General features: G+C 63.2%; 26 protein-coding genes, 2 tRNA genes and 1 pseudogene. 19 read left to right on the top strand and 10 right to left on the bottom strand.

The window, feature by feature from the left end; all coding sequences use genetic code 11:
- Positions 1-9: 9 nt before the first annotated feature.
- Positions 10-1,287, bottom strand: coding sequence for a 4-aminobutyrate--2-oxoglutarate transaminase (locus DQ230_RS10655; protein ID WP_113912579.1), 1,278 nt, complete (start codon positions 1,285-1,287; stop codon positions 10-12).
- 163 nt (positions 1,288-1,450) lie between these two features.
- Here DQ230_RS10655 and DQ230_RS10650 point away from each other — a divergent pair, with 163 nt between their 5' ends.
- A complete protein-coding gene (locus DQ230_RS10650; protein WP_113912647.1) occupies positions 1,451-2,014 on the top strand; it encodes a cupin domain-containing protein in 564 nt (187 codons plus the stop codon).
- Between the two features lie 116 nt (positions 2,015-2,130).
- On the opposite strand, the gene DQ230_RS10645 is transcribed toward DQ230_RS10650, so the two are convergent.
- Positions 2,131-2,541 (bottom strand): SufE family protein, encoded by a 411-nt coding sequence (locus tag DQ230_RS10645; protein WP_113912578.1) that lies wholly within the window; start codon positions 2,539-2,541, stop codon positions 2,131-2,133.
- 145 nt (positions 2,542-2,686) lie between these two features.
- On the opposite strand from DQ230_RS10645, the gene DQ230_RS10640 reads away from it, so the two are divergent.
- Positions 2,687-3,208: a hypothetical protein gene (locus tag DQ230_RS10640; RefSeq protein WP_113912577.1), complete on the top strand. Its 522-nt coding sequence runs from the start codon at positions 2,687-2,689 to the stop codon at positions 3,206-3,208.
- Between the two features lie 11 nt (positions 3,209-3,219).
- Here the strand turns inward: DQ230_RS10640 and rnd are convergent, their stop codons facing one another.
- The 3 genes from rnd to purM form a co-directional block, all read right to left on the bottom strand.
- Positions 3,220-4,377: a ribonuclease D gene (gene rnd / locus DQ230_RS10635; RefSeq protein WP_113912646.1), complete on the bottom strand. Its 1,158-nt coding sequence runs from the start codon at positions 4,375-4,377 to the stop codon at positions 3,220-3,222.
- A gap of 88 nt (positions 4,378-4,465) precedes the next feature.
- Positions 4,466-5,059, bottom strand: coding sequence for a phosphoribosylglycinamide formyltransferase (purN, locus tag DQ230_RS10630; protein ID WP_113912576.1), 594 nt, complete (start codon positions 5,057-5,059; stop codon positions 4,466-4,468).
- A complete protein-coding gene (gene purM, locus DQ230_RS10625; RefSeq protein ID WP_113912575.1) occupies positions 5,056-6,102 on the bottom strand; it encodes a phosphoribosylformylglycinamidine cyclo-ligase in 1,047 nt (348 codons plus the stop codon). The genes purN and purM overlap by 4 nt, the downstream gene beginning before the upstream one ends.
- A 118-nt stretch (positions 6,103-6,220) precedes the next feature.
- Here purM and DQ230_RS10620 point away from each other — a divergent pair.
- Positions 6,221-6,297, top strand: a tRNA-Ile gene (locus tag DQ230_RS10620).
- A gap of 14 nt (positions 6,298-6,311) precedes the next feature.
- Here the strand turns inward: DQ230_RS10620 and DQ230_RS10615 are convergent.
- From DQ230_RS10615 to DQ230_RS10605, 3 genes are read right to left on the bottom strand one after another with little or no spacing between them, the layout of a single operon-like run.
- Positions 6,312-7,196, bottom strand: coding sequence for a nickel/cobalt transporter (locus DQ230_RS10615; RefSeq protein ID WP_113912574.1), 885 nt, complete (start codon positions 7,194-7,196; stop codon positions 6,312-6,314).
- A complete protein-coding gene (locus tag DQ230_RS10610; RefSeq protein ID WP_113912573.1) occupies positions 7,181-7,843 on the bottom strand; it encodes a DUF1007 family protein in 663 nt (220 codons plus the stop codon). Before DQ230_RS10610 ends, DQ230_RS10615 begins: the two co-directional genes overlap by 16 nt.
- Positions 7,840-8,799: a zinc ABC transporter substrate-binding protein gene (locus DQ230_RS10605; RefSeq protein WP_113912572.1), complete on the bottom strand. Its 960-nt coding sequence runs from the start codon at positions 8,797-8,799 to the stop codon at positions 7,840-7,842. The genes DQ230_RS10610 and DQ230_RS10605 overlap by 4 nt, the downstream gene beginning before the upstream one ends.
- 100 nt (positions 8,800-8,899) lie before the next feature.
- Here DQ230_RS10605 and DQ230_RS10600 point away from each other — a divergent pair, with 100 nt between their 5' ends.
- The 3 genes from DQ230_RS10600 to DQ230_RS10590 are packed head-to-tail and all read left to right on the top strand — an operon-like array spanning position 8,900 to position 10,943.
- Positions 8,900-9,376 (top strand): transcriptional repressor, encoded by a 477-nt coding sequence (locus DQ230_RS10600; protein WP_113912571.1) that lies wholly within the window; start codon positions 8,900-8,902, stop codon positions 9,374-9,376.
- On the top strand, positions 9,373-10,149 hold the full coding sequence (locus tag DQ230_RS10595; RefSeq protein ID WP_113912570.1) for an ATP-binding cassette domain-containing protein: 777 nt from the start codon (positions 9,373-9,375) through the stop codon (positions 10,147-10,149). The genes DQ230_RS10600 and DQ230_RS10595 overlap by 4 nt, the downstream gene beginning before the upstream one ends.
- The gene (locus tag DQ230_RS10590) at positions 10,149-10,943 is read left to right on the top strand and encodes a metal ABC transporter permease (protein WP_113912569.1); all 795 of its coding nucleotides are present in this window, start codon (positions 10,149-10,151) and stop codon (positions 10,941-10,943) included. The genes DQ230_RS10595 and DQ230_RS10590 overlap by 1 nt, the downstream gene beginning before the upstream one ends.
- Positions 10,944-10,955: 12 nt before the next feature.
- Here DQ230_RS10590 and DQ230_RS10585 read toward each other — a convergent pair whose 3' ends face one another.
- Positions 10,956-11,849, bottom strand: coding sequence for a LysR substrate-binding domain-containing protein (locus tag DQ230_RS10585; RefSeq protein WP_113912568.1), 894 nt, complete (start codon positions 11,847-11,849; stop codon positions 10,956-10,958).
- Between the two features lie 92 nt (positions 11,850-11,941).
- Between DQ230_RS10585 and DQ230_RS10580 the strand changes: the two genes are divergently transcribed.
- From DQ230_RS10580 to DQ230_RS10520, 13 genes and pseudogenes are all read left to right on the top strand, one after another.
- Positions 11,942-12,730 carry a creatininase gene (locus DQ230_RS10580; protein ID WP_113912567.1) on the top strand — a complete coding sequence of 263 codons (789 nt, stop codon included), beginning with the start codon at positions 11,942-11,944 and terminating at the stop codon, positions 12,728-12,730.
- Positions 12,731-12,792: 62 nt separating this feature from the next.
- A complete protein-coding gene (locus tag DQ230_RS10575) occupies positions 12,793-13,911 on the top strand; it encodes an ABC transporter substrate-binding protein (protein WP_203228049.1) in 1,119 nt (372 codons plus the stop codon).
- A 69-nt stretch (positions 13,912-13,980) separates the two neighbouring features.
- Positions 13,981-14,826: an ABC transporter permease gene (locus tag DQ230_RS10570; RefSeq protein ID WP_203228048.1), complete on the top strand. Its 846-nt coding sequence runs from the start codon at positions 13,981-13,983 to the stop codon at positions 14,824-14,826.
- The gene (locus DQ230_RS10565; protein WP_113912566.1) at positions 14,826-15,623 is read left to right on the top strand and encodes an ABC transporter permease; all 798 of its coding nucleotides are present in this window, start codon (positions 14,826-14,828) and stop codon (positions 15,621-15,623) included. Before DQ230_RS10570 ends, DQ230_RS10565 begins: the two co-directional genes overlap by 1 nt.
- Positions 15,624-15,625: 2 nt before the next feature.
- Positions 15,626-16,727: pseudogene (locus DQ230_RS10560) on the top strand (ABC transporter ATP-binding protein).
- A 170-nt stretch (positions 16,728-16,897) separates the two neighbouring features.
- Complete coding sequence (locus DQ230_RS10555; protein WP_113912565.1) at positions 16,898-17,830, top strand: VOC family protein; 933 nt, start codon at positions 16,898-16,900, stop codon at positions 17,828-17,830.
- A gap of 32 nt (positions 17,831-17,862) precedes the next feature.
- Positions 17,863-18,162, top strand: a complete 300-nt coding sequence (locus DQ230_RS10550) for a GNAT family N-acetyltransferase (RefSeq protein ID WP_113912564.1) — start codon at positions 17,863-17,865, stop codon at positions 18,160-18,162.
- A gap of 50 nt (positions 18,163-18,212) precedes the next feature.
- Positions 18,213-19,172 carry a pirin family protein gene (locus DQ230_RS10545; protein ID WP_113912563.1) on the top strand — a complete coding sequence of 320 codons (960 nt, stop codon included), beginning with the start codon at positions 18,213-18,215 and terminating at the stop codon, positions 19,170-19,172.
- A 57-nt stretch (positions 19,173-19,229) separates the two neighbouring features.
- Positions 19,230-20,597, top strand: a complete 1,368-nt coding sequence (gene radA, locus DQ230_RS10540; RefSeq protein ID WP_113912562.1) for a DNA repair protein RadA — start codon at positions 19,230-19,232, stop codon at positions 20,595-20,597.
- A 21-nt stretch (positions 20,598-20,618) separates the two neighbouring features.
- Positions 20,619-21,206: a CvpA family protein gene (locus tag DQ230_RS10535; protein ID WP_113912561.1), complete on the top strand. Its 588-nt coding sequence runs from the start codon at positions 20,619-20,621 to the stop codon at positions 21,204-21,206.
- Between the two features lie 7 nt (positions 21,207-21,213).
- Positions 21,214-21,660 carry a DMT family transporter gene (locus DQ230_RS10530; RefSeq protein WP_113912560.1) on the top strand — a complete coding sequence of 149 codons (447 nt, stop codon included), beginning with the start codon at positions 21,214-21,216 and terminating at the stop codon, positions 21,658-21,660.
- A 116-nt stretch (positions 21,661-21,776) separates the two neighbouring features.
- Positions 21,777-23,255, top strand: a complete 1,479-nt coding sequence (gene purF, locus DQ230_RS10525) for an amidophosphoribosyltransferase (protein ID WP_113912559.1) — start codon at positions 21,777-21,779, stop codon at positions 23,253-23,255.
- Between the two features lie 486 nt (positions 23,256-23,741).
- Positions 23,742-23,818: transfer RNA gene (locus tag DQ230_RS10520), tRNA-Arg, on the top strand.
- 83 nt (positions 23,819-23,901) lie between these two features.
- Here DQ230_RS10520 and DQ230_RS10515 read toward each other — a convergent pair.
- On the bottom strand, positions 23,902-24,273 hold a 372-nt coding region (locus DQ230_RS10515; RefSeq protein WP_203228047.1), incomplete at its 5' end, for a tyrosine-type recombinase/integrase.

Raw genomic sequence — 24,273 nt, 5'->3', positions numbered from 1 at the left:
AATTCCGGTTCAGGCCGCGCGCGCCGCCGCGATCGAATCTTCCAGGATATCCAGCGCCTCGGCAAAAATGTCGTCCTGGATGGTGATCGGCGCAAGGAAGCGGATGACGTTGCCGTAAATCCCGCAAGTCAGCAGGATCAGCCCGCGCTTGAGCGCTTCCATGCGGATGCGGTTGGTCATGTCAGGGTTCGGCGCGCTGCCATCGGTGGTGTTGAATTCCGCGGCGATCATGAAACCCGGACCGCGCACATCGACCATTTCAGGCGTGGTGGCGCGGATCGATTCCAGACGCTGCTTCAACCGCGAGCCAAGCTCATTTGCGCGGTTGCACAGATCCTCTTCCTCGATCACGTCCAGCACGGCGTTCGATGCCGCAATGCCCAGCGGGTTGCCGCCATAGGTGCCGCCCAGACCGCCGGGATGCGACGCATCCATGATCTCAGCGCGCCCCGTCAACGCCGCCAGCGGCAGACCGCCGGCCAGACCCTTGGCCATGGTGGTGATGTCTGCGGCCACGCCGTAGCCTTCCATCGCAAAGAGGTGCCCGGTCCGGGCAAAGCCGGTCTGCACCTCATCGGCGATCATCACAATGCCATGCTCATCGCACAGCTTGCGAAGGCCGCGCATCAGATCGGCGGGTGCGGGGTAAAAGCCGCCCTCGCCCTGAACCGGCTCGATGATGATGGCGGCGACGCGCTCGGGGTCCAGATCGGCCTTGAACAGCTTGTGCAGCGACTCCATCGCGTCCTCGGTGGAAATGCCGTGCAGATCGATCGGGAACGGAACGTGATAGACGTCGGGCATCATCGCGCCGAAACCCTTCTTGTAGGGCACAACCTTGCCGGTCAGCGACATGCCCATGAACGTCCGGCCATGGAACGCACCGCCAAAGGCGATGATCGCCGAACGGCCTGTATGGATGCGCGCAACCTTGATCGCGTTTTCAACGGCTTCGGCGCCGGTTGTCACGAAAACGGTCTTTTTCGGGAAATCGCCCGGCACCTTTTCGTTCAGCCGCTCGGCCAGACGGATATAGCTCTCGTAAGGCAGAACCTGATGGCAGGTATGGGTAAAACGCGCCACCTGATCGGACACGGCCTGCATCACCTTGGGGTGGCAGTGGCCGGTGTTGACCACGGCAATCCCGGCGGCGAAGTCGATATAGCGGTTGCCTTCGACGTCCCACACTTCGGAATTCTTGGCGCGGTCGGCGTAGATCTGGGTCATCATGCCCACACCCTGCGAAATGGCGCCTGTGCGGCGTTCTGCGATCTCGGCGTTCAACATGACGCATCCTTTCGAGAAAAATGAAAAGAAATCCGGGCGCATTTGGCCCCGTGGTTTCGGGCATGCTGTACGCCGTTTTATCAGCCGCAAAAAGTCTGTTTATTGCCTACAGCAACCCATTGTTTTAAATAGCCATGAATTTCATCTGTTCAAGGAACTGAACATGCCCAACAGCGCCGACGATCTGGATCTTGGCCCCCGTTTGCGGGCGGTGCGCAGCAAGGCCGGCCTGTCACAGCGCGCGCTGGCCAAGCGGACAGGCGTGCCAAATTCGACCATTTCGCTGATCGAAGCAGGCAAGGTGAACCCCTCTGTTTCAGCGCTCAAGCGGATACTGGAGGGGATTCCCACCTCCTTATCCGAATTTTTCAACTTCCAGCCCGAACCGGAACGCAAAACCTTCTACGCCGCCGAGGATCTGACGGAAATCGGCAAAAATGGCGTGTCCCTGCGCCAGATCGGCACCACCCTTTTCGGGCGCGCGATGATGATCCTCAGCGAAACATACGAGATCGGCGCCGATACGGGCCGCACCATGATCGGACACGAGGCCGAAGAAGGTGGCATCGTGGTGAAGGGCCGGATCGAGGTGACCGTAGGCGATCAGCGTAAAATTCTCGGCCCCGGCGACGCCTATTACTTCGACAGCCGCATCCCCCACCGGTTCCGCCAGGTCGGGCCAGAGCGCTGCGAGATCATCAGCGCCTGCACACCGCCGACTTTTTAGGTCGGCCGCGCAAACCACCGAATTGACAAGCCCGCGTCACGAACCAACACCAAAAGAGATTTTCCGCCTGGGTTTTTTCTTGGGTACAAATACCCAAATCCCGCCGCCGGCGACACTCACGCCGCCTGAGAGGCCACCAGCCTGATCCGCTCGATCATTGCCCGCAGCCCGTTAGAGCGCTGCGCAGACAAATGGTCGGTCAGCCCCAGCCGGGCCAGCTCGCCGCCCGCGTCGACGCGCGGCACCTCCTCAACCGGCAGGTCGTTATACAGCGCGCGCAGCACGGCAATCAGGCCCCGCACGATCAGCGCGTCACTGTCCCCGTCAAAGCGAAAGATGCCATTCGACACTTGCGGATGCAGCCAGACCTGACTGGCGCACCCCTCGACGCGGGTGGCAGGTACTTTCAGCGCATCATCCAGCGGCGCCATCGCCTTGCCCTGTTCGATGACGTGCCTGTAGCGGTCTTCCCAGTCATCCAGAAATTCAAAATCCTCGGCGATCTCTTCGAAGGGGGCTTGGGCCATGATCCATCCTCTGACTAACTGCATCACCGCAGGTAGCCCCGACGCAGGCAAACGTCCACCCCAGGGTGCCGCGCTGCCTTGCGCTTGGGCGGCTGGGCCTGCTAGGGTCTGCGCCATTGAAAAGCGGCGAAAGGGGCATGTGCCAATGCGCGGTCTGGTTACATTTTTGACGATTTCCAGCCTGACGCTGGCGGGCTGTTCCGGCTTTGGCTCGTCGCGGGCCAATCCCGCCAACTGGTTTGGTCCAAGCAATGCGGCGCCGCGCAGCGCGCCTGTGCAGGATGCGTCGGTCAATCCGCTGATTCCCGAACAGACAAACACGATTTTCCGCCGCAAACGCGGCCCCGCGGCATATCTGGGCACGCCGATCTACGCGGTTCAGAATGTTGTGGTCGAACCCTCCGCCGGCGGCGCCATTGTCACGGCAACCGGCGTTTCGCTCCGGCAAGGTGCGTTCGACGTTCGGCTTTGGCCCGAAAACGAAGGCGAGCCGGTCGATGGTGTTCTGACCTACACCTTGCGCGCGATCCAGCGTGTCGACACCCCCCAGGGCCCCGAGCAGACCCGCCGCGTCAGCGCCGGGCAGTTTGTATCGTCCCAGACATTGGACCGGGTGCGCGGCGTGCGTGTTCTCAGCCAGACCACCACCGCCAGCAGCAACCGCTAAGCTGGCGGCTGTTACAGCTCGACCGTTTCGATGGTGCTGCCTTTGACGCGCAGCGCGATTTCGCCCTTGCACAGGCGCAGCGCCTCGTGGCCGAACACATCGCGGCGCCAGCCGCTGAGCGCGGGCACATCGCGCTGACCTGCGGCGATGGCGTCCAGATCCGACGCGGTGGCGATCAGCTTGGACGCCACCCCCTCGCGGTCGGCCGCACCTTTCAGCAGGACGCGCAGAAGGTCGGCAACAGCCGGATTGACCTGCAATTTCTCGCGGCTCAGGTCCGGCTCGGGCTGTTCGCCCGCCGGCACCGCCTGCCCGTCTGCCACCGCCTTCAGGATCCCATCGGCAATGTCGCCCTTGCGCGCCTCGCGCAGCAACAGGCGCGAGCGGCCTAGATCCTGAACGCTGGTCGGTTTCGTCGAAGCCAGTTCGACCAGCGCATCATCCTTGTACACACGATTGCGCGGCACGTTGCGCGACTGCGCATAAGCCTCGCGGAATTCGGCCAGCGCCCGCAGAATCGACAAAAACCGGCCCGAGTTGTTGCGCGTCTTGATCCGCTGCCACGCATCGCGCGGGTGGGTGATATACGTTTCGGGATTGGTCAGAACGGCCATTTCCTCGGCCACCCATTTGTCGCGACCGGTCTTTTTCAGCTCGCGCGCCAGATACTCGTACACTTTGCGCAGATGTGTCACGTCCGCCAGCGCGTAGGTCTTTTGTGCATCGCTCAGCGGGCGGCGCGACCAGTCGGTAAAGCGCGATGATTTGTCGATCTGCGCCTTTGCGATGCGCTTTACCAGCGTCTCGTATCCCGCCTGCTCGCCAAAGCCGCAGACCATCGCGGCGACTTGCGTGTCGAACAGCGGCGAGGGAATCAGCCCGGCATCGACATAGAAGATCTCCAGATCCTGCCGGGCCGCATGAAACACCTTGACCACGTTTTCATCGCGGAACAGTTCATATAGCGGCTCCAGCGACAGCCCGTCCGCCAGCGGATCGACCAGAACCGCAGTTTCGTCCCCGTCGCCCGGATAGGCCAGCTGAACAAGGCAAAGCTGGGAATAATACGTGCGTTCGCGCAAAAATTCGGTGTCGACAGTCACGTAAGGATGCGCTGCGGCGCGGGTGCAATATTCGGCCAGGGCGTCTGTGGTGGTGATGGTGTGGATCAAAGGAACGGCTTCTTTCGCTGATATGGGCTGCGCTGCTATAGCGCGCAGCGCCGGAAATTGAAACGGGAATGCCTGCGCCCGCCCGTCATGGCAGCCAGACCGGCGTGCGATCCCCGGCCGCGAAACGGCGCAGCACCGCCGGGTACAAAACATGCTCCATCGCCAGCACGCGGGCGGCCAATGTACCGGGCGTGTCGTCTTGGGCGACAGGCACCCGCGCCTGCCCCAGAATCGGCCCGTCATCCAGCGCCGCTGTGACCTCATGCACGGTGCAGCCCGCCTCGGCGTCGCCGGCGTCCAGCGCGCGCGCATGTGTGTCCAGACCGCGATATTTGGGCAAAAGCGATGGGTGAATATTGATCATCCGGCCCTGCCAGCGCGCGACAAACCCTTCGGTCAGCACGCGCATGAACCCCGCCAGGCATATGATATCAGGCTGATATTCCATGATGCGCGCATGCAGCGCATCCTCGAAACCGGCGCGGTCCGCGCCATGGGGCCGGTGATCGACCACCTCGGTCGGCACACCGCGCGCCGCGGCCTTCTCCAGCCCGCCCGCATTCGCACGGTTCGACAGAACCAGCGCCGGGCGCGCGGGGTGATCGCCGGTCATGCTGTCCAGCAGCGCCACCATGTTCGAGCCGCCGCCCGACAGAAGGATGGCGACCCGTTCGCTCACGCCAGCGCGCCGCTATAGCGCACGCCGGCGCCTTTGGTGACATGGCCCAGCCGGTGGACTGTCTCGCCCGTTTCGGCGAACAATTCGGCCAGTGCGTCGGCGCGGGCCGCGTCAACGCAAACGATCATGCCGATGCCGCAGTTGAACGTCTTCAGCAGTTCGGATTCGGCCATGTCGCCGGTCTGCTTGAGCCAGTCAAAAACACCCGGCAGCGGCCAGGCGCCCAGATCAATCTCGGCGCCCAGCTCCTCGGGCAGAACGCGCGGCAGGTTTTCCGTCAGCCCGCCGCCGGTGATATGGGCCAGCGCATGCACGCCGCCACTGCGGATCGCCGCCAGCGCAGATTTGACGTAAAGCCGCGTGGGCGTCAGCAGCGCCGCGCCCAGCGTACCATCCGCCCAGGGGCACTCGGCATCCCAGCCAAGACCGGAAATCTCAACCAGTTTGCGCACCAGCGAATAGCCGTTGGAATGCACGCCGTCACTGGCAAGGCCCAGCAAAACATCGCCCTCGGCCACGCCGTCCGGCAGGGCGCCGCCCCGCTCCATCGCGCCGACGGCAAAGCCCGCCAGATCGAAATCGCCCGCCGGGTACATTCCCGGCATTTCCGCCGTCTCGCCGCCGATCAGCGCGGCGCCCGAGCGCTCGCAGCCCGTTGCAATGCCTTCGATGATGCGCGCGGCCTGCTCTGTCTCCAGCTTGCCGGTGGCGAAATAATCGAGGAAAAACAGCGGCTCGGCACCTTGGCAAACCAGATCGTTGACGCACATGGCAACCAGATCAATACCGACACCGTCCACATTGCCGGTATCAATCGCGATGCGCAGCTTGGTGCCGACGCCGTCGGTGGCAGCCACCAGCACCGGATCATGGTAACCGGCCGCCTTGAGATCGAACAGCGCGCCAAAGCCGCCAAGCCCCGACATCACGCCGGGGCGCGCGGTGCGTTTGGCCGCGGGTTTGATCCGCTCGACCAGCGCGTTGCCTGCGTCGATATCAACACCGGCATCGGCATAGCTGATACCATTTTTCGGGTCTGTCATCCTGGCACTCCTTGGTCCATGGCGGGCGGATCACGCGCGGGGTAGCCCATCACAGCGGCAATCGCAATCTCAAAGCCTTGACGCGGGCGCAGCGGCTGATTACGACACGCCCCATGGCGGGCCTGTAGCTCAACTGGTTAGAGCAGAGCGCTCATAACGCTTTGGTTGCGGGTTCAAGTCCTGCCGGGCCTACCATATCCTCCGCCGCATTACAGCCAGCGCAGCATCTGAAGCGCGATGACAGCAATCGCTGTCCCTGCCAGAATTTTCGCCACCGGCATCAGGCGCAGCATGGGCGCGGCGCCGCCGACCGCGCGCAATGTGCCCTCGCGGGCCATGACGCTGAGAATCGCGACGCAGATCGTCACCGATGCCGTCCCCAGCGCCATTGCAAGGGTGGCGATCAGCCCGGCCAGCGCGATATCCATCTGCCACGTCAGCACAAGCAGCAGCAGCGCGCCGGTGCAGGGCCGGATGGCAATGCCGCCGATCAGTGCGGCGGTATCCCAGACGCCATGCACCTGCGCCGCCTCCTGCGGGGTGGGTCCATGGCGGTGGCCGCATCCGCAATCGCCCGGCGCGTGGCCCGGTGGCACCCTGCCCTGCCGCCACAGGCGCCGCGCGCCGCGCACGGCAAGCCAGACACCGATCAGGCCGATTGCGGCGCTGCTGATCGGGGCCATCCACCCCTCGACCGCGCCGGTCATCTGGGTGCGGGTATATCCCAGCAGCAGCACGCCGCCATAGACCAGCAGCACCGCCGAGGCCGCCTGAGCCAGCGATGCCCCCAGCGCGATCAGCGACAAGCGCCAGACCGGCACGCGCCGGCCCATGCCATAGCCGCCGATCAATACCTTGCCATGGCCCGGCCCGACCGCGTGAACAAAGCCATAGCCGAAGGCAAGGCTCATCAATACCGCCAATGCGCCCGGCTCCTTGCTGCGCAGGGCGCGCAGCGCACTGGCCAGACCGTTCTGGAAATCACGTTGCCAGCCCGCCGCCCAGCGCGCGATGGCCGCGTCGCCGCCATAGGCCAGCGCCCAGATGGCCAGCGCCGCACAGCCCAGCGGCACAAGGATCAGCGCGCGGCGCATGTCACGCTAAAGCTGTCGGCAAAAAGCACGCCGATATCCCCCAGATCGACCGCCGCGAACGGATCGTCCGACACGTCGACAGCGGCCAGCTTGTCCCCATATTCCGCCTGCGCGCGGGCCGTATCGGCGCGGGTGCGGGTCACTGTGCAATCTGCGCCCTCGACGGTGGGCATCACCGGCACCTCATAGGCCACGAAATAGCTGGGATCGTAGATTTGCAATGTCACCGCCTCGGCCCAGTCCGTGATGGGCGTCGTGAGCGGCCGTATATGCGTGGTGATGATCCGCCCGTTTTCATACAGCGCGCGGTGCCGGATCGGCGGCGCCAGCGGAACGGGATCGCCGCCCATTCCAAGGGTCACATCACCGGGAAATCCGGCAGCCCAATCGACGTCCTGTCCGGCGAACGCCTCAAGCTGCGCAGGCTCGGGCGTGCCGTCGCCGTCGGCGTCCAGGCCCCTGTCCTCGATCATGACCAGCGAATAGAACGCGTCATAGGACCAGCCGATGCGCAGGGCGGCCAGATCGCCATCGTCGTTGACGATCAGCGCGGCTGCCGCGTCGATAAAGACATGCGGATGCGCCATCACGGCGCTGCCGGGCGCGCAGGCCCATGCCGCCGCGCACAGTGCCAGCGCCCGCCTCATTTCAGGCAATCCGTCAGCGCGGCGCTGATGCTGCGCAGCAAGGCGGGGTAGAACGCCGCGCCGGGCGCAATGTCACTGCCCATGGGATCAACGGACGCGGTGCGCACGGAAGTGCCGTCAATCACCGTCTGCACCAGCGCCGGGTTGAACGCAGGTTCCGACAGGACGCAGCGCGCGCCGCTGTCCTGCACGATCCGGCGCACCTCGGCCACGCGGGCCGGGCCGGGATCGGACGCATCGCTATGCGCGATGGCGCCGGCGGCGGCCAGCTGAAACCGGTGCTCGAAATACTGGAACGCATCGTGAAACACCACAAAGGGGGTGTCCTGCACCGGCGCCAAGGCGTGGGCAATCTGGGCCTCCAGCGCGGCAAATTCGGCGCGTCCGGCCTGTGCGTTGGCCGCGTAGGTCTGCGCGTTTTCAGGGTCCAGATCGCTCAACTTTTGCGCGATGACATCCAGCCAGACCTGCGCGTTTTGCGGGTCCAGCCATGCATGCGGGTCCGTTCCTTGGTGGTGGTGATCGCCGTGGTCATCGTGATCGCTGTGATCGCCATGATCGTGGCTGCCATGCGCTGCCGCGCCAAATGCGGCCTCGGTTCGGAAGTCCAGAAGATGGGTGCCACCGGCTTCCAGCAGGGGCACCACAGTCGCATCCGGCGCCAGCGCGGTGATCGCGCCCTCCAGCCACGGGGTCAGCGACGGGCCGATCCAGAACACCGCGTCCGCAGCTTGCAGGCTGCCCGCCTCGGACGGGCGCAAGGCATAGCCATGCGGCGATGCGCCGGGCCGCACGATCACCGACGCCGCGCCCAGATCGCCCATGACACGTGCGACCAGCGACTGCACCGGCGCCACGTCCGTCGCCACATTCGGCACATCGGCCCCTGCCGGCCCGGCGGCGACGGCCAATGTCAGGCCAGCGGCCAAGGTGATCTGTTTCATCTGGTTGAACATGTTCGGACCTTGTGACAATATAACATTACATATCGCTCTAAATGATATATTATATCATCGCAAGCCCTTCTTCTTACCCGCACTCCGCCAAGGACATCCCATGACCCCCGATGCGTTCGATCCCCACAATCATCAGGACTGCATCGCAGACGGTCTGGCCGCGGCCGAGCGTCACTGCGCCAGGGAGGGACTGCAATTCACCCCGATACGCCGCCGCGTGCTGGAGATTTTGCTGGGCGATCACACTGCACTGGGCGCCTATGACATTCTGGACCGGCTGCGCAAGGATGGGCTGAACGCGCAGCCGCCCATGGCTTACCGCGCGCTGGATTTTCTGGTGATGCACGGCTTTGCCCACCGGATCGAGCGGCTCAATGCCTTTATCGCCTGCTCGCACCTGCATGGCGACCACACGCCCGCCTTCCTGATTTGCCGCACCTGCCAGCGCGTGGTGGAGACAGACACAGACCCCGCCGCGGGCGAGCTGGGCCGCGCGGCCAGGCAAGCCGGCTTTGTGATCGAGCGTACCGTGCGCGAGGCCGAGGGCCTGTGCCCCGCATGCGCGGAGGCCGCATGAGCGCGGCGCTTGTCACAACCGCCGGCCTGACCGTGCGGCACGGCGCCGCGACCGTGCTGGAGAATGTCGATTTCAGCATCGTGCCGGGCGAGATTGTCACAATCGTCGGTCCGAACGGATCGGGCAAATCCACCCTTCTGCGCGCGATACTGGGCGGGGTGCGCCCGGCAGCGGGGACAGTGACGCGCCGTGCGGGCCTGCGGCTGGGCTATGTGCCGCAGCGGCTGGTGCTGGATGCCACGCTGCCGATGACAGTGGCGCGGTTCCTGGGCCTGCCGCGCCGCGTTCCGGCGGCCGAGGCAACCGCCGCACTGGCGCGCGCCGGCGTGCCGGGAATTGGCACGCGCCAGATGGCGGCGCTGTCGGGCGGCCAGTTTCAGCGTGTGCTGCTGGCCCGCGCCCTGATTGCCCGGCCCGAGCTGCTGATACTGGACGAGGCGACCGCCGGTCTTGATCAGCCCGGCTCTGCCGCGTTCTACCGCCAGATCGAGCAGGTCCGCCGCGAGACGGGCTGCGCCGTGCTGATGGTCAGCCACGATCTGCATGTGGTGATGAGCGCCTCTGACCGCGTCATTTGCGTCAACGGCCATATCTGCTGCGAAGGCACGCCCGAAGTCGTGGCCGAGGCCCCGGTGTACCGCGCCCTCTTCGGCGAAGGCACCCAAGGGGCGCTGGCGCTCTACCGCCACCACCATGACCACCGCCACGGCCCCGGCGAGGGGTGCGGCCACGATCACACCGCAAAGCGGGCCGCAGCAGAGGAGCAGGCATAATGCTGGACGATTTCATGCTGCGCGCGGCACTGGCCGGGATCGGCACCGCGCTGGCCGCCGCGCCGCTGGGCTGTTTCGTGGTCTGGCGCCGAATGGCGTATTTTGGCGATGCAACGGCCCATGCGGCCATTCTGGGCGTGGCGTTGTCGCTGGCCCTGTCCCTGCCGGTCTTTGCCGGGGCGCTGATCGTGGCGCTGGTCATGGCGACGCTGGTGACGCTGCTGGCCGGGCGCGGCTATGCGATGGATACGCTGCTGGGCGTCATGGCCCATTCGGCGCTGGCCTTCGGGCTGGTGGCGGTGTCGTTCCTCAGCGGCGTGCGGATCGACGTGATGGCCTATCTGTTTGGCGATATCCTGTCAGTGTCGCGCGGGGATCTGGGCATCATCTGGGGCGGTGCCGCGCTGGTTCTGGCGCTGACGCTGTGGCGATGGTCGGCGCTGCTGACGGCCACGCTGAACCCCGACCTGGCCCGCGCCGCCGGCATTGACCCGCGCCGCGAGGAGCTGATCCTGACGCTGGCGCTGGCCATCGTGGTGGCGGTGGCGATCAAGGTGGTCGGCGTTTTGCTGATCACCGCGCTGCTGATCATCCCGGCGGCCACGGCCCGCCCCTTTGCCCGCACGCCTGAGGCGATGGCGCTGATCGCGGCCCTCATCGCCGTGGTCGCCGCGTGGGGCGGGCTGCGCCTGTCATTCATGTTCGACACCCCCACCGGGCCGACCATCGTGTGCGCGCTGGCATTGATGTTCTGCGCGTCCAGCGTGGCAACGGCGGTCCGGCGGCGCGCGTAGGCGGCCCCTGCCCTACCCGGCGCGCGCCTGCATCGGGGACTGAAACGCGCTGACGCCTTCGGTGATCTGCTCGACCAGCTTCAATGCGGCATCGGACATATTGATATGCTTGTAGAACAGGCCAACGTGAATGTTGGCAAGTTTTGGAAACCCATCCTCGGGCGTCAGAATGCGCATTCCCGGCAGCAGCGTCTTGCTGGTCAGGGCGGTCACGCCCATGCCGGTCAAAACCGCCTTTTGCAGGGCCGAGATGCCGGGGCTTTCAAATGAGACGCGCCAGTCGCGCCCCTCCACCTCCAGCGCCTCGACCATGCCCTTGCGGTAAAAACACCCCTCGGGGTGGGCGATGATCCGCACCATGCTGCCGGGGTCTATCCGATACTCCTGCGCGCAGGCCCAGACGGGACGTTCGGACCAGTAAAGCGACAGATGCGGCGCGGGCACCACATCGGTGATCGACACGACCATATCCAGATCGTCCACATCCAGCGCCGCCAGCAAATCACGGCTGCGGCTGCACCGGATATCCAGCAAGACCTGCGGATTGGCGCTGGAAAATTCGCCGATGATCCTTTGGAAATACTCGATCGAGTAGTCAATCGGCAGCCCGATGCGCAGCGTTCCCAGCAGCTTGGTGCGTTGCAGGCTGGCGGCGGCACGATCATTCAGGCGCAGGATTTCGCGCGCGTAGCCCAGCAAAACCTGCCCATCTGCCGTCAATTCGATCTTCTTGCGGCTGTCGCTCAGCAGCTTGACCCCTGCCACCTCTTCCAGCCGCTTGATCTGTAGCGAAATCGCCGGCTGCGTGCGGCCAAGCGCCCGGCCCGTTTCGGTGAAATTGCGCAGATCAACCACCGTCACGAACGTGCGTAACAGATCCATCTGAAGGTTCGTAAATCGGCGCACTATAAATAATCCTTATCACTTCATTACTACTATAAATTTCGCGCATGCCGCAAGCCGCGCTAGGATTACCAAGCTTTAAAAGTGAGGGTAACATGACCAGATCAACCGTTTTTGCCGCCGAAATGGCATGGCCTGACTATCAAAAACGGGTGCAAAACGGTGATGTCCCAATCTTGATTCCCCTCGGCTCGATGGAGCAGCACGGCCACCATATGCCGATGCATGTCGATGTGCTGCTGCCCACCGAATTTGCCCGCCGCGTGGCGGGCGAGGTGGGCGCACTGGTCGCGCCGCCGTTTACCTACGGCTATAAATCACACCAGAAATCGGGCGGTGGCAATTTTTTTCCCGGCACGACCAGCCTTGATGGCGCAACGCTGGTCAATGCCCTGAAGGATGTGGTCAAGGAATTCGTGCGCCACGGCGTGCGCAACCTGTGCATCGTCAACGGGCATTTTGAAAACTCGTGGTTCATCACCGAGGCGATTGATCTGGCCCTGCGCGAGTTGCGCTGGGGCGGCACGGATGATGTCACCGTCATGGTGCTGTCCTATTGGGACTTCGTCGATCAGGCTTCGATCGAGAAGCTGTATCCAAACGGTTTCCTTGGCTGGGATATCGAGCATGGTGGCGTGCTGGAGACATCGCTGATGCTGCGCCTGCACCCCGATCTGGTATCGCTGAAGGACGCGGTCGAACATGCGCCCGCCACCTTCCCGCCCTATGACGTCTACCCGGCCAAGCCCGATTGGACCCCCGCCAGCGGCACGTTGTCCTCGCCCAAGGAGGCGACGGCCGAAAAGGGTGATATACTGCTGGAGGTCTGCACCCGCGGCATCGTCGACGCCATCAACACCGAATTTCCGCGCCGCGCCGCATAGACCGCCCAGACACAACACAAAAGCATGCCAAAATGCTGAGTCCCAACAAGGAGAAGACACCGATGACACATTCCCTGATCCGGCCCACCCGCCGCAAACTGCTGACCATGACGGCAGGCGCCGCGCTGGCCACGCCCTTCCTGTCGATCCGCGCCTCGGCGCAGACGGTCAACCTGTCGATGCTGGCATGGTACGGCCACGCCGAGCCTGACATCGTGGGCGCATTCGAGGAGGCCAACAACGTCAAGTTCACGCCGAAATACTATACCGGCGGCGACAACATGCTGGGCCTGATCGCGCAATCGCCCCCCGGCACCTATGACGTGATCCTGTCGGACGGCGAATATGTGCAGCAGCTGAACGGCGCGGGATATATTCAGGAACTGGACCCGGCGGATTACCCGTTTGACGATTTCTTCCCCGAATTCCAGAAATTCCCCGGCCACTGGGTCGATGACAAGCTTTATTCGGTCATCACGCGCTTTGGCTTTCTGGGCGTGGCCTACAACACCGACGCCTTCACCGAAGAAGAGGCCTCGACCTACGCCGTTTATGCCGATGACCGCGCCGCCGGCAAGCTGGGCCATTTCGACTGGCACCTGCCGAACCTTGGCCAGATGAGCCTGTGGAACGGCAACCCGTCGCCCTATGACATCGACAGCGCAGCATGGGATGCGGTGCAGGAAACCGCGATGGGGCTGCGCCCGCAGGTCGGCGGCTTTTTCGACTATGGCGGAACCTTCTCGTCGCTGGAAAGCGGGCAGATGACGCTGTTTTCGGGTATCGGCGACTGGATCACCGGCGTGCTTGAGAAAAACGGCGCCAAGGTGCGCAGCGTCATCCCCAAGGAAGGCGGCCTGCAATTCACCGAATCCTTCTCGATCGGGAAAGGCACGCAGAATTACGACATGGCGAAAAAGTGGATCCAGTACATCACATCGCCCGAAGGTCAGGCAAAATCGGCCAACATGGCCGCCTACCCCGCCCTGATCCCCAGCGAAGCGGGCTGGAAAGTGCTGAACGACACCAACCCGGCCGAGGCCAAGCGCCAGAACATGGTGCTGGGCGTGCGCAACGTGATGGACATGATCCGCGAGGGCCTGATTCAGTACCGCCAGCTGCCCGTTCAGCAGGATCTGGGCGACTGGAACGATTTCTGGTCCGATTACAAGGCGTCCTGATACTGGCGCGCGCCGGGGCGTGGCTGACATCGCCCCGGCGCATCCCCCACCCTCAGATTGGGAACCGTGATGATCAAACGCCCGAGCCTTTTCTCGCTTGTCCTGACGCTGCCGCTGCTGATCTGGCAACTGGCGTTCTTCCTGTTTCCGCTGATATTCCTGGTCGCCATCAGCTTCTGGACGGTCAAGACATTCCAGATGCAGCCTGACCTGAATTTCGGCAACTGGCAGCGCATCCTGACGCGCGGCGTGTTCTGGGACGCGTATCTGCGCACCATGATCCTGGCCACATCCGCCGCAGTGCTGACCAGCGCCATCGCCTTTCCGGCGTCCTACGCGATTTCGTTCAAGCTGAGCGATACTGCCAAACGCTGGATGATTTTCGTGCTGATCATCCCGTTTTTCACCAGCTATCTGGTGCGGATCTATTCCTGGCAGGTGTTTCTGACCGATGCGGGCATCATCAACGCGGCGCTGGCCTATGTCGGGCTGGGTCCGTTTCCGATGCTGAACAACACATTCGGCACACTGGTCGGCATGGTCACGCTGTGCCTGCCGCTGGTCATCCTGCTGCAAACCTTCAGCCTGAACTTCGTCAACCGCGACCTGATCGAGGCGGCGCATAACCTGCGCTGCGGGCGGTTGCGCACTGTCTTTGCGGTTGTTGTGCCGTCGGCCAAGGTGGGCCTGGTGGTTGCGGCGCTCTTTGCCTTTATCCTGTCATTCGGTGATTTCGTCAGCCCGCTATACCTTGGGGGCGGCAACCCGCCGACATTGTCGATCATGATCACCGACATCACCAAATCGGGCCAGCAGTGGCCGCGTGCCGCCGTCGTCGCGGTGATGATGATCGGAACGCTGATGACCGTGGCCTTTGCCGCCATCACCTACGCCTACAAGGAGCGCGGAAAATAATGGGCAATGAAAACAAACTGATCAACGCATTGCTGTTCGTTCATATCGCGCTGTGCCTGATATTCATCTTTGCCCCGATTGCTGGCAGCTTTGTCTTTTCGCTGAATTCTGACCGGTTTCCGTCACTTCCCTTGGGTGAGTTTTCCTTTGAGTGGTATCGGCTGATCTTCAACGATCCGCTGGTCTGGTCCGGCTTTTTCAACACGCTGATTGTCGGCCTGACGGTGGCGGTGATCGCCACGTTGCTGGGCTTTGGCGGGGCCTATGCCGATTTCCGCTACAATTTTTTCGGCAAGTCGATCTATCTGGCGCTGGCGCTGCTGCCGCCGACGATTCCGGTGGTGATCATGGGCCTTGCGATGCTGGCCTTCCTGTCGCGCGTCAATCTGTCGGGCACGACCATATCGGTCATCATCGCCCATGGCGTGATGTGCAGCCCGTTTGCCATGGCCATCATCCGGCTGCGCCTGTCGCAGATGGATCCCGATCTTGAGGCGGCATCGTGGAATCTCGGCGGCAATGAATGGGCGACCCTGCGCCACGTGATCATCCCGTTTACCAAGCCTGCGATCTTTGCCGCGCTGTTCATCACCATGGCCGTGTCCTTTGATGAATTTGCCGTCGCATGGTTCGTCTCGGGCCTGAACGAGACGCTGCCCGTCAAGATCCTTGGCTTCTTGCAGGGGCAGGTCAGCCCGCGCATCAACGCCATCGGCTCGCTTGCCTTCCTCAGCTCGATGACGCTGATCGTGCTGGCCCAACTGCTGCTGCGCACGCCCGGCGCCGGAAAAAAATAGAAATGGACGCTTCAATGACATCAAACGCCATCGTCAAATTCGATAATGTGGTCAAGAAATTCGGCGATTTCGTCGCCGTCGAACGGGCCGATTTCGAAATCGCGCAGGGCGAGTTTCTGGCGATCATGGGCTCATCCGGCTGCGGCAAAACCACCACGCTGCGGATGCTGGCCGGCCTCGAAGATCCGACCAGCGGCAACATTTATCTGGATGGCGAGCGGGTGAATGGCCGCGCCACCTGGGACCGCGACACGCCGATGGTCTGGCAGAGCCTTGCGTTGTTTCCGTTCCTGACCGTGCAGGAAAACGTCGAATTTTCGCTGAAAATGCGCGGCGTGGGCAAGGCCGAGCGTAGCCAGCGGGCGCGCAAATGGCTGGACAAGATGCAGATCACCGAATTTGCGGATCGCAACATTGCGCAACTATCCGGTGGTCAGCGCCAGCGCGTCGCGCTGGCCCGCGCGCTGGTGACCGAGCCGAAGATCCTGCTGCTGGACGAGCCGCTGTCGGCGCTTGACGCCCATCTGAAGGTGCGGATGCAAGCGGTTCTGTCGAACCTGCAACGCGATCTGGGTATCACCTTCGTCTACGTCACCCATTCGATGTCCGAGGCGTTTTCAATGGCCGATCGCGTCGTCATCATGAGCCGCGGCCAGATCGAACAAATCGGCACGCCCGAGGAAATCTACCGCCAGCCGCATAACCGCTTTGTCGCGGAATTCCTTGGCTCCGCCAACATCTTTGACGCGGTGATCGAGGGCCAGTCAGATACCGGATGGGCCGTCACCTACGAGGGGGGGCAGCACGGTGATCCCCGCGACCGAATTGCCGGCGGCCAAGGCGGGCGACAAGATCACCTTTATCGTCAGCGCCGAAAACATGCATCTCAGCGCACCGGGCAGCGGCGTGGACGGGGTCGAAGCCACTGTCGTTGGCGATGAATTTGTCGGCGGCACTGCCATGATCTTTCTCGAAACGGCGACCGGCCACGAGATCAAGGTGCAAAAATCCCATGACGAGCTAAGCACCCTGAACCGCAAGCCGGGGGCAAACCTGATCGTCAGCTGGACCCCCGAGAATTGCCACGTCCTTCCCGGCGAATAAAGCGCGCCGCGTGGCCACCTTGCGCATTTCCCGCGCGCAGGGTGGTCAAGGGGGACATCGCGGCATTATTGCATTTTCGGCAATGGTAAATGCGATTAAATCCCCGTTCCGCGCAACAGCAGCCTGCCCTATCTTGTTCGCAACAGACAAGCGACCTGAAAGGGATCAAGATGATCAGCGAAATCAAGGGCCTGCACCACGTCACGTCGATGGCGGCTAATGCGGCAGAGAATAACAGCTTTTTCACGCAAACGCTGGGCATGCGCCGCGTCAAGAAGACAGTCAATTTCGACGCGCCCGAGGTGTATCACCTCTATTACGGCGACGAGGTCGGCACACCCGGCTCGGTGATGACGTATTTCCCGTTTGGCCAGATGCCCAAGGGACGGCGCGGCACCGGCGAGGTTGCCACGACCGAATTTTCCGTTCCTCAAGGCGCGCTGCCCTTCTGGAAAGAGCGGCTTGGGAATCATGGAGTCACCGGGCTGAGCGAAGACAACTTTCTGGGCGAGGCGCGCCTGCGCTTTGACGGGCCGGACGGCGACGGCTTTGCACTGGTGGAAAGCGATACGCGCGGGCGCACCCCATGGACCGGCACCGACGTGCCCGAAGATGCGGGCATTTTGGGCTTTCACGGCGCGCGTTTCGCGCTGCGGGACGCGGGCGCGACGGGCGAGTTGCTGGGCTTCATGGGCTACCAGAAGGAGGCGGTCAACGGCAACGTCACGCGCTACCGAATCGAGGGCGGCAATGCCGCCGACACCATCGACCTTGAGGAAACGCGCGGCGCCCGCGCCGCCGGCCAGGGCGCCGGGTCGGTGCATCACATCGCATTTGCGGTTGAAAACCGCGCGGCGCAACTGGAGGTGCGCAAGGCGCTGATGGACACCGGATATAACGTGACGCCGGTGATCGACCGCGATTATTTCTGGGCGATCTATTTCCGCGCCCCCGGCGGCGTCCTGTTTGAAATCGCCACCAACGAGCCGGGCTTTGACCGCGACGAGGACACCGCCCATCTGGGCGCCGCGCTCAAGCTGCCCACCCGCTACGAGCCGCACCGCGCGCAGATCGAGCGGCACCTGCCGCCCCTGTCCGCCTGAGCCGCGTCAACACCCCAAAAGGAGCCATTCACATGAGCGATCTGAACATCACCTATACTGAAACCGAAACCAAGGGACGCTATGCCGCCACGCAGCCGGGCAAAACCGGCGAGGCCGAGCTGACCACCTCGAAGGTGTCGCAAACGTTGATCATTGCAGACCATACGGCGGTGCCCGACTCCATGCGCGGGCTGGGCGTGGGGCGCGCGCTGGTCGAGCGGCTGATTGCAGACGCCCGCGCCAAGGGCCAGCGCATCGTGCCGCTTTGCCCCTTTGTGCGGGCACATGCGCAAAAGCACCGCGACGCGCTGGCCGATGTCATTCAGTGGTGACACGTGCCATGCTGCCCCACGGCGCCCCTTAACCTGACAGGAGACCTCAGATGAGCTGGAACCCGACGCAAAACCCGGAATGCCCGCAAGCTGGCACCAAGGATATCGAAACGCTGATCATCCCGCGCGCCCGCGATCTGGGCGGGTTCGAGGTGCGGCGCGCCCTGCCCTCGCCCAAGCGGCAGATGGTCGGGCCGTTCATCTTTTTCGATCAGATGGGTCCGGCGGAATTCATCACCGACGGCGGCATAGATGTGCGGCCGCATCCGCATATCGGCCTTGGGACGGTCACCTATCTCTATCAGGGCGAATTCGAGCATCGCGACAGTATCGGCACCCACCAGATGATTTATCCGGGCGAGGTGAACTGGATGGTCGCGGGCCGCGGCGTCACCCATTCCGAGCGCACCAGCGCAGACACCCGCACCACGCGGCACAAGCTGTTCGGCATCCAGACCTGGATCGCCCTGCCCGAGAACCGCGAGGAAATGGCCCCCGATTTCGAGCATCACAAAAAGGCCAGCCTGCCCGTGATTCAGGACGCCGGCACCAATGCCCGGCTGATCCTCGGCACCGCTTATGGCGAAACCAGCCCCGTCACGATGCACTCCGAGACGTTCTATCTGGATGTCGTGCTGGATGCGGGGGCGCAGTTTCCGCTGCCGGACAATCATGAGGATCGCGGCGTTTACGTGACCGAAGGCAGCGTCGAGGTGGCAGGCGACACGTTCGAGGCGGGCCGCATGATGGTGTTCCGCCCCGGTGACGGCATCTCGGTCAAGGCCGGGCCGAAGGGCGCCCGCCTGATGGCACTGGGCGGCGCGACGATGAACGAAAAACGCTACATCTGGTGGAATTTCGTATCGTCCTCCAAGGACCGGATCGAGCAGGCGAAAGAAGACTGGAAAGCCGAAGACTGGCAAAACGGCCCCTTCCGCCTGCCACCGGGCGACGATGCGGAATTTATCCCCATCAGTCCCGAACTGGACCGCACAAGGCCCAAAGGCTGAACCGGGCCGGGCCGACATAGCATTTGACGCCCCGCCCCGGTTGGGGCATCAGGCGGCATGGCGAAAAATCAACCGACATTCACCTGCACGGCGTGCGGCGCGGTCCATACCAAATGGTCCGGGCGCTGTGACGCCTGCGGCGCGTGGAACACCATTCAGGAGGATGCGGGCCTCAGCACCGGGCCATCCGCCGCCACTCTGGGCGCCAAGCGCGGCACCGGCATGACCCTGACGGACCTTTCGGCCAAGGAGGCGCCGCCGCCGCGCACATCGTCCGGGCTGGACGAATTGGACCGCGTGCTGGGCGGCGGGTTGGTCGCGGCCTCGGCCATTCTGGTGGGGGGTGATCCGGGCATCGGCAAATCCACCCTGCTGCTGCAAGCCGCCGCCAGTTTCGCGGGCCAAGGGCTGAAGACGATCTACGTCTCGGGCGAAGAGGCCCCCGCGCAGGTGCGCATGCGCGCCGGGCGGCTGGGCCTTGCCGGGGCCAATGTGCAACTGGCCGCCGAGACGAACCTGCGCGACATCCTGACCACGCTGGAGGCGGAAAAGCCCGATCTGGTCATCATCGATTCGATCCAGACCATGTGGCTGGACACCATCGGCAGCGCGCCGGGCAGCGTCAGCCAAGTGCGCGCCGCCGCGCATGAATTGACCAGCTTTGCCAAGCGCAAGGGCGTCAGCGTCATCCTTGTCGGCCACGTCACCAAGGACGGCCAGATCGCCGGGCCGCGCGTGGTGGAACACATGGTCGATACCGTGCTGTATTTCGAGGGCGAGCGCGGGCACCAGTTCCGCATCCTGCGCGCCGTGAAAAACCGCTTTGGCCCCGCCGACGAGATTGGCGTGTTCGAGATGACCGGCGCCGGGCTGGCTCAGGTCACGAACCCCTCGGCCCTGTTCCTGTCCGAGCGCGGCAAACCCTCGCCCGGATCGGTCGTGTTCGCCGGGATCGAAGGCACGCGGCCCGTTTTATGCGAATTGCAGGCGCTGGTCGCGCCGTCGCCGCATTCACAGCCGCGCCGCGCGGTCGTGGGCTGGGACGGGGCGCGTCTGGCGATGATCCTCGCGGTACTCGAATCGCGGGTCGGCATCCCGTTTGCGGGGCTTGATGTCTATCTGAACGTCGCGGGCGGCATGAAAATCAGCGAACCGGCCGCCGATCTGGCCGTGGCTGCCGCGCTTCTTTCTGCGCGGGAAGACGCCGCCCTGCCCGCCGATACGGTGATTTTCGGCGAAATCAGCCTGTCGGGCGCCCTGCGCCCGGTGGGCCAGACTGAAAACAGGTTGAAAGAAGCCCAAAAACTTGGTTTCAGCAGTGCAATCATTCCCGAAGGCGGCAAGCCCGGCGGAAAAACCGGGCTGAAACTGACGCGCGCGGCCGATCTGATCGGCTTTGTGGGCGACACATTTGGCGCAGGCTAGCGCAAAAGGATCGAGACGGACATGAGCGGCTTTACCATTATTGACGGCGTTGTGGCGCTGGTTATCGTGCTGTCGGCGCTGCTGGCCTATTCCCGCGGACTGGTGCGCGAGGCGCTGGCCATCGCGGGCTGGATCGTGGCGGGCATCGTCGCCTTCATCTTTGCCCCGCAGCTGGAGCCGCTGGTCAAGGAAATCCCCTTTGTGGGCGAATTCATCGCCGACAGTTGCGAGCTGAGCATGATCGCCGCCTTTGCCGTGGTGTTCACCGTCGCGCTGATCATCGCGTCGCTGATCGTGCCGCTGTTCTCGTCGCTGGTTCAACGCTCGGCGCTGGGCGGAATTGATCAGGGGCTTGGGTTCCTTTTCGGCGTGGCGCGCGGCATCCTGCTGGTGGCGATTGCGTATTTCGTTTATGAAACCGTGGTCACATCACAGCAGATCGCGATGGTCGATGACAGCCGCTCGGCCCGCGTTTTCCAGAACATGACCGGCAAGATCGAGGACGGCAACCCCGAGCAGGCGCTGGGCTGGATCACCGCACAATACGAGGCGCTGGTCGGCAAATGCAGCAAGCCGCCGGCAGGCACCACCATCGCCCCGGCCGAGTGATCCGGGCATGGCAAACCAGATCCTTGCCGCGTCGATCCTGATGGCGGTCGCGGGCGCGATGATCGCCAGTCAGGCGCCGATCAATGCGGCGCTGGGGCGCAGCATCGGCAGCCCCGTCGGCGCGGCAACCCTGTCCTTCGGCGTGGGCTTCGTGATCCTGCTGGTTGTGTCGATCCTGATCGGGGATGGTGCAAACCTGATGCGCGTTGCGCGCGTGCCTGTCTGGATGCTGGTCGGCGGCGCACTGGGCGCGATCTATGTGTTCGCCGCACTCTGGAGCGTGCCGAAACTGGGCGTTCTGACCACCACCACGCTGATGATATTCGGCCAGATGGGCGCCGCAATCGTGCTGGATCATCTGGGCGCCTTTGGCGTGGCGCAAAGCAGCGTCAGCCCGATGCGCCTGCTGTCGGCAGCATTGGTCGCGGGCGGCGTGATCCTGTCGCGCTGGTAGCGCCGCACGCGTCATCACGCAGGTTTGCACGATCAAGCCGTGACATATCGGGCAGCAAAGCCTATGTGTGGCCCAGCCCCAGAAACCGGATTCGGAGTTGCCCCTTGGCCAAACTCATGCCTCCCGCCCATCCCTTTGACACAAGCTATCTGCGCGACGCCGCCGATGACGACAAGCTGAAGGAGGAATGCGGCGTTTTCGGCGTAATCGGCCTGCCCGAAGCGGCCAACTTTGTCGCGCTGGGCCTGCACGCCCTTCAGCATCGCGGCCAGGAGGCCGGCGGCATCGTCAGCTACGAGGCCAGCACCGGGTTCAACAGCCAGCGCCGGTTTGGCTATGTGCGCGATAATTTCACCAAGCAAAGCCTGATGGAGACGCTGCCGGGCGAATTGTCGATCGGGCATGTGCGCTATTCCACCTCGGGCGGCAAGGCGCCGGTGCTGCGCGATGTGCAGCCCTTCTTTGGCGAATTTGCCATGGGCGGCGCCGCGATTGCGCATAACGGCAACGTCACCAACGCCGTCGCGCTGCGCCGCGAGTTGATCGAGCGCGGCAGCATATTCCAGTCCAATTCCGACACCGAATGCATCATTCACCTGATGGCGCGCAGCCTGCAACGCAATATCGTCCAGCGGATGGAGGATGCGCTGCGCCGGGTCGAGGGCGCGTTTTCCATCGTCGCCATGACGCGCACCAAACTGATCGGCGTGCGCGATCCCTTGGGCGTGCGCCCACTGGTTCTGGGCCGGGTCGGAGATGGCTGGGTGCTCAGCTCCGAGACATGCGCGCTGGACATCATCGGCGCACGTTACGAGCGGGAAATTGCGCCGGGCGAAATGGTGGTCATCACCGCCGCCGGCATTGAGAGCCATTTTCCCTTCCGCAAGCAAAAACCGCGCTTTTGCATTTTCGAGCATGTGTATTTCAGCCGCCCCGACAGCATCATCGGCGACCGCAGCGTATACGAGACGCGCCGCCAGATCGGTGTGGAGCTGGCCAAGGAGAGCCCGGTCGAGGCCGATCTGGTTTGCCCGGTGCCCGACTCGGGCGTGCCTGCGGCCATCGGATACAGCCAGGAATCCGGCATTCCCTACGCGATGGGCATCATCCGCAATCAATATGTCGGCCGCACATTCATTGAGCCCACCGACCAGATCCGCAACATGGGCGTACGCCTGAAGCTGAACGTCAACCGCGCGCTGATCCAGGGCAAGCGCGTCATTCTGGTGGATGACAGCGTGGTGCGCGGCACCACCAGCCGCAAGATCCGCGAGATGATCCTGGACGCCGGCGCCGCCGAGGTGCATTTCCGCATCGCGTCCCCCCCCACCGCATGGCCCTGCTTTTACGGCGTCGACACCCCCCAGCGCGAAAAACTGCTGGCCGCCACGATGAGCGAGGATGAAATGCGCGCGCATCTGGCCGTGGACAGCCTCAAATTCATCTCGCTGGACGGTCTTTACCGCGCCGTGGGCGAGGCATCGGGCCGCGACGACAGCAGCCCGCAATACTGCGATGCGTGCTTCTCGGGCGAATATCCGGTGCGGCCCTCTGACCAGATCGATCAGGGGTTCGAGCTGAAGGCGGCGGAATAGATCAGATATCTTGATCGGTGAATGAAGCCTGTCAATCCGGTGGCGGGTGTATCAGCCCCGCCACCGACACCGGCCCGCGTTTTGGCAAACGCTGCTCCGATTGCTTGCGTCAATCTTCGCCTGTGGGCTGATATTTCGTCTGGCGATGGGATCAACCTGTCTTCGCGCTCGGCAAAATGTTACCCATACCGAGCAGGCGAGACAGAAAGTCATCCGCCACCGCGCAGACGACACGCTATTGCGGCCTTCGCTTCGCCTTGCCATGGCTTGCGCGCTGATCATCGCATGATGCTGATCTGGCACGGAAAATTCATGTAATTCGGGTGATCAGATGTTTGGAACATGTTCCACGCCCCGTCTATATACACGATAGGATGCGCACGCTGAACTTCAGGCGATCAAAGCGAAAAATAGCAACCCTCACAGGCCGCTCCGAGGCCGTCTATTGCTTGCGCACCATTTTCCGACCCGTTATCAAAGAGCGACGGTCCCGTAGCTCAACAGGATAGAGCACCTGACTTCTAATCAGGATGTTGGGGGTTCGAGTCCTCCCGGGTCCGCCACATTTACATTTTCGTTGATTTTATGGTTTAAAATCAGTGCCTTGAGATTGCGTGTCCCAAGCGTCTAGTGGTGTGTCCCATGTTTACGTATCATTGATGAGAAGCTTGACGAGACGCGTGTTGTTAGCGTCGCGGGTGTATCTTTCGACTTCGGATAGAGTCATGTGACCTGCCATAGCCATCATTGTTCGACTCGAAGCTCCCTTTTCAGCCCAATAGACGCAGAAGGCCTTGCGCAGGCCATGGAGACGAGCTTCGATACCTGCCTGACTGGCGGCACGTTGGAAGAAGTTTCCCAAGCCCGCCTGTGTAAATGGTTTACCTCTTGAGTGTTGATTGTCATTGAGAACTGACCCGGCACCAGCAGAAATTGTCATTGAGAATTGACCCATGTGCAACCTTGCCGCGGCTTGAATCAGCTGGGGGCGCATGGAGTGATAGACATGGGATTTTTG

It is taken from the genome of Roseovarius dicentrarchi, from assembly GCF_003316635.1.
GTDB lineage: Bacteria > Pseudomonadota > Alphaproteobacteria > Rhodobacterales > Rhodobacteraceae > Roseovarius > Roseovarius dicentrarchi.
This window is presented reverse-complemented; position numbering and strand designations above follow the sequence as displayed.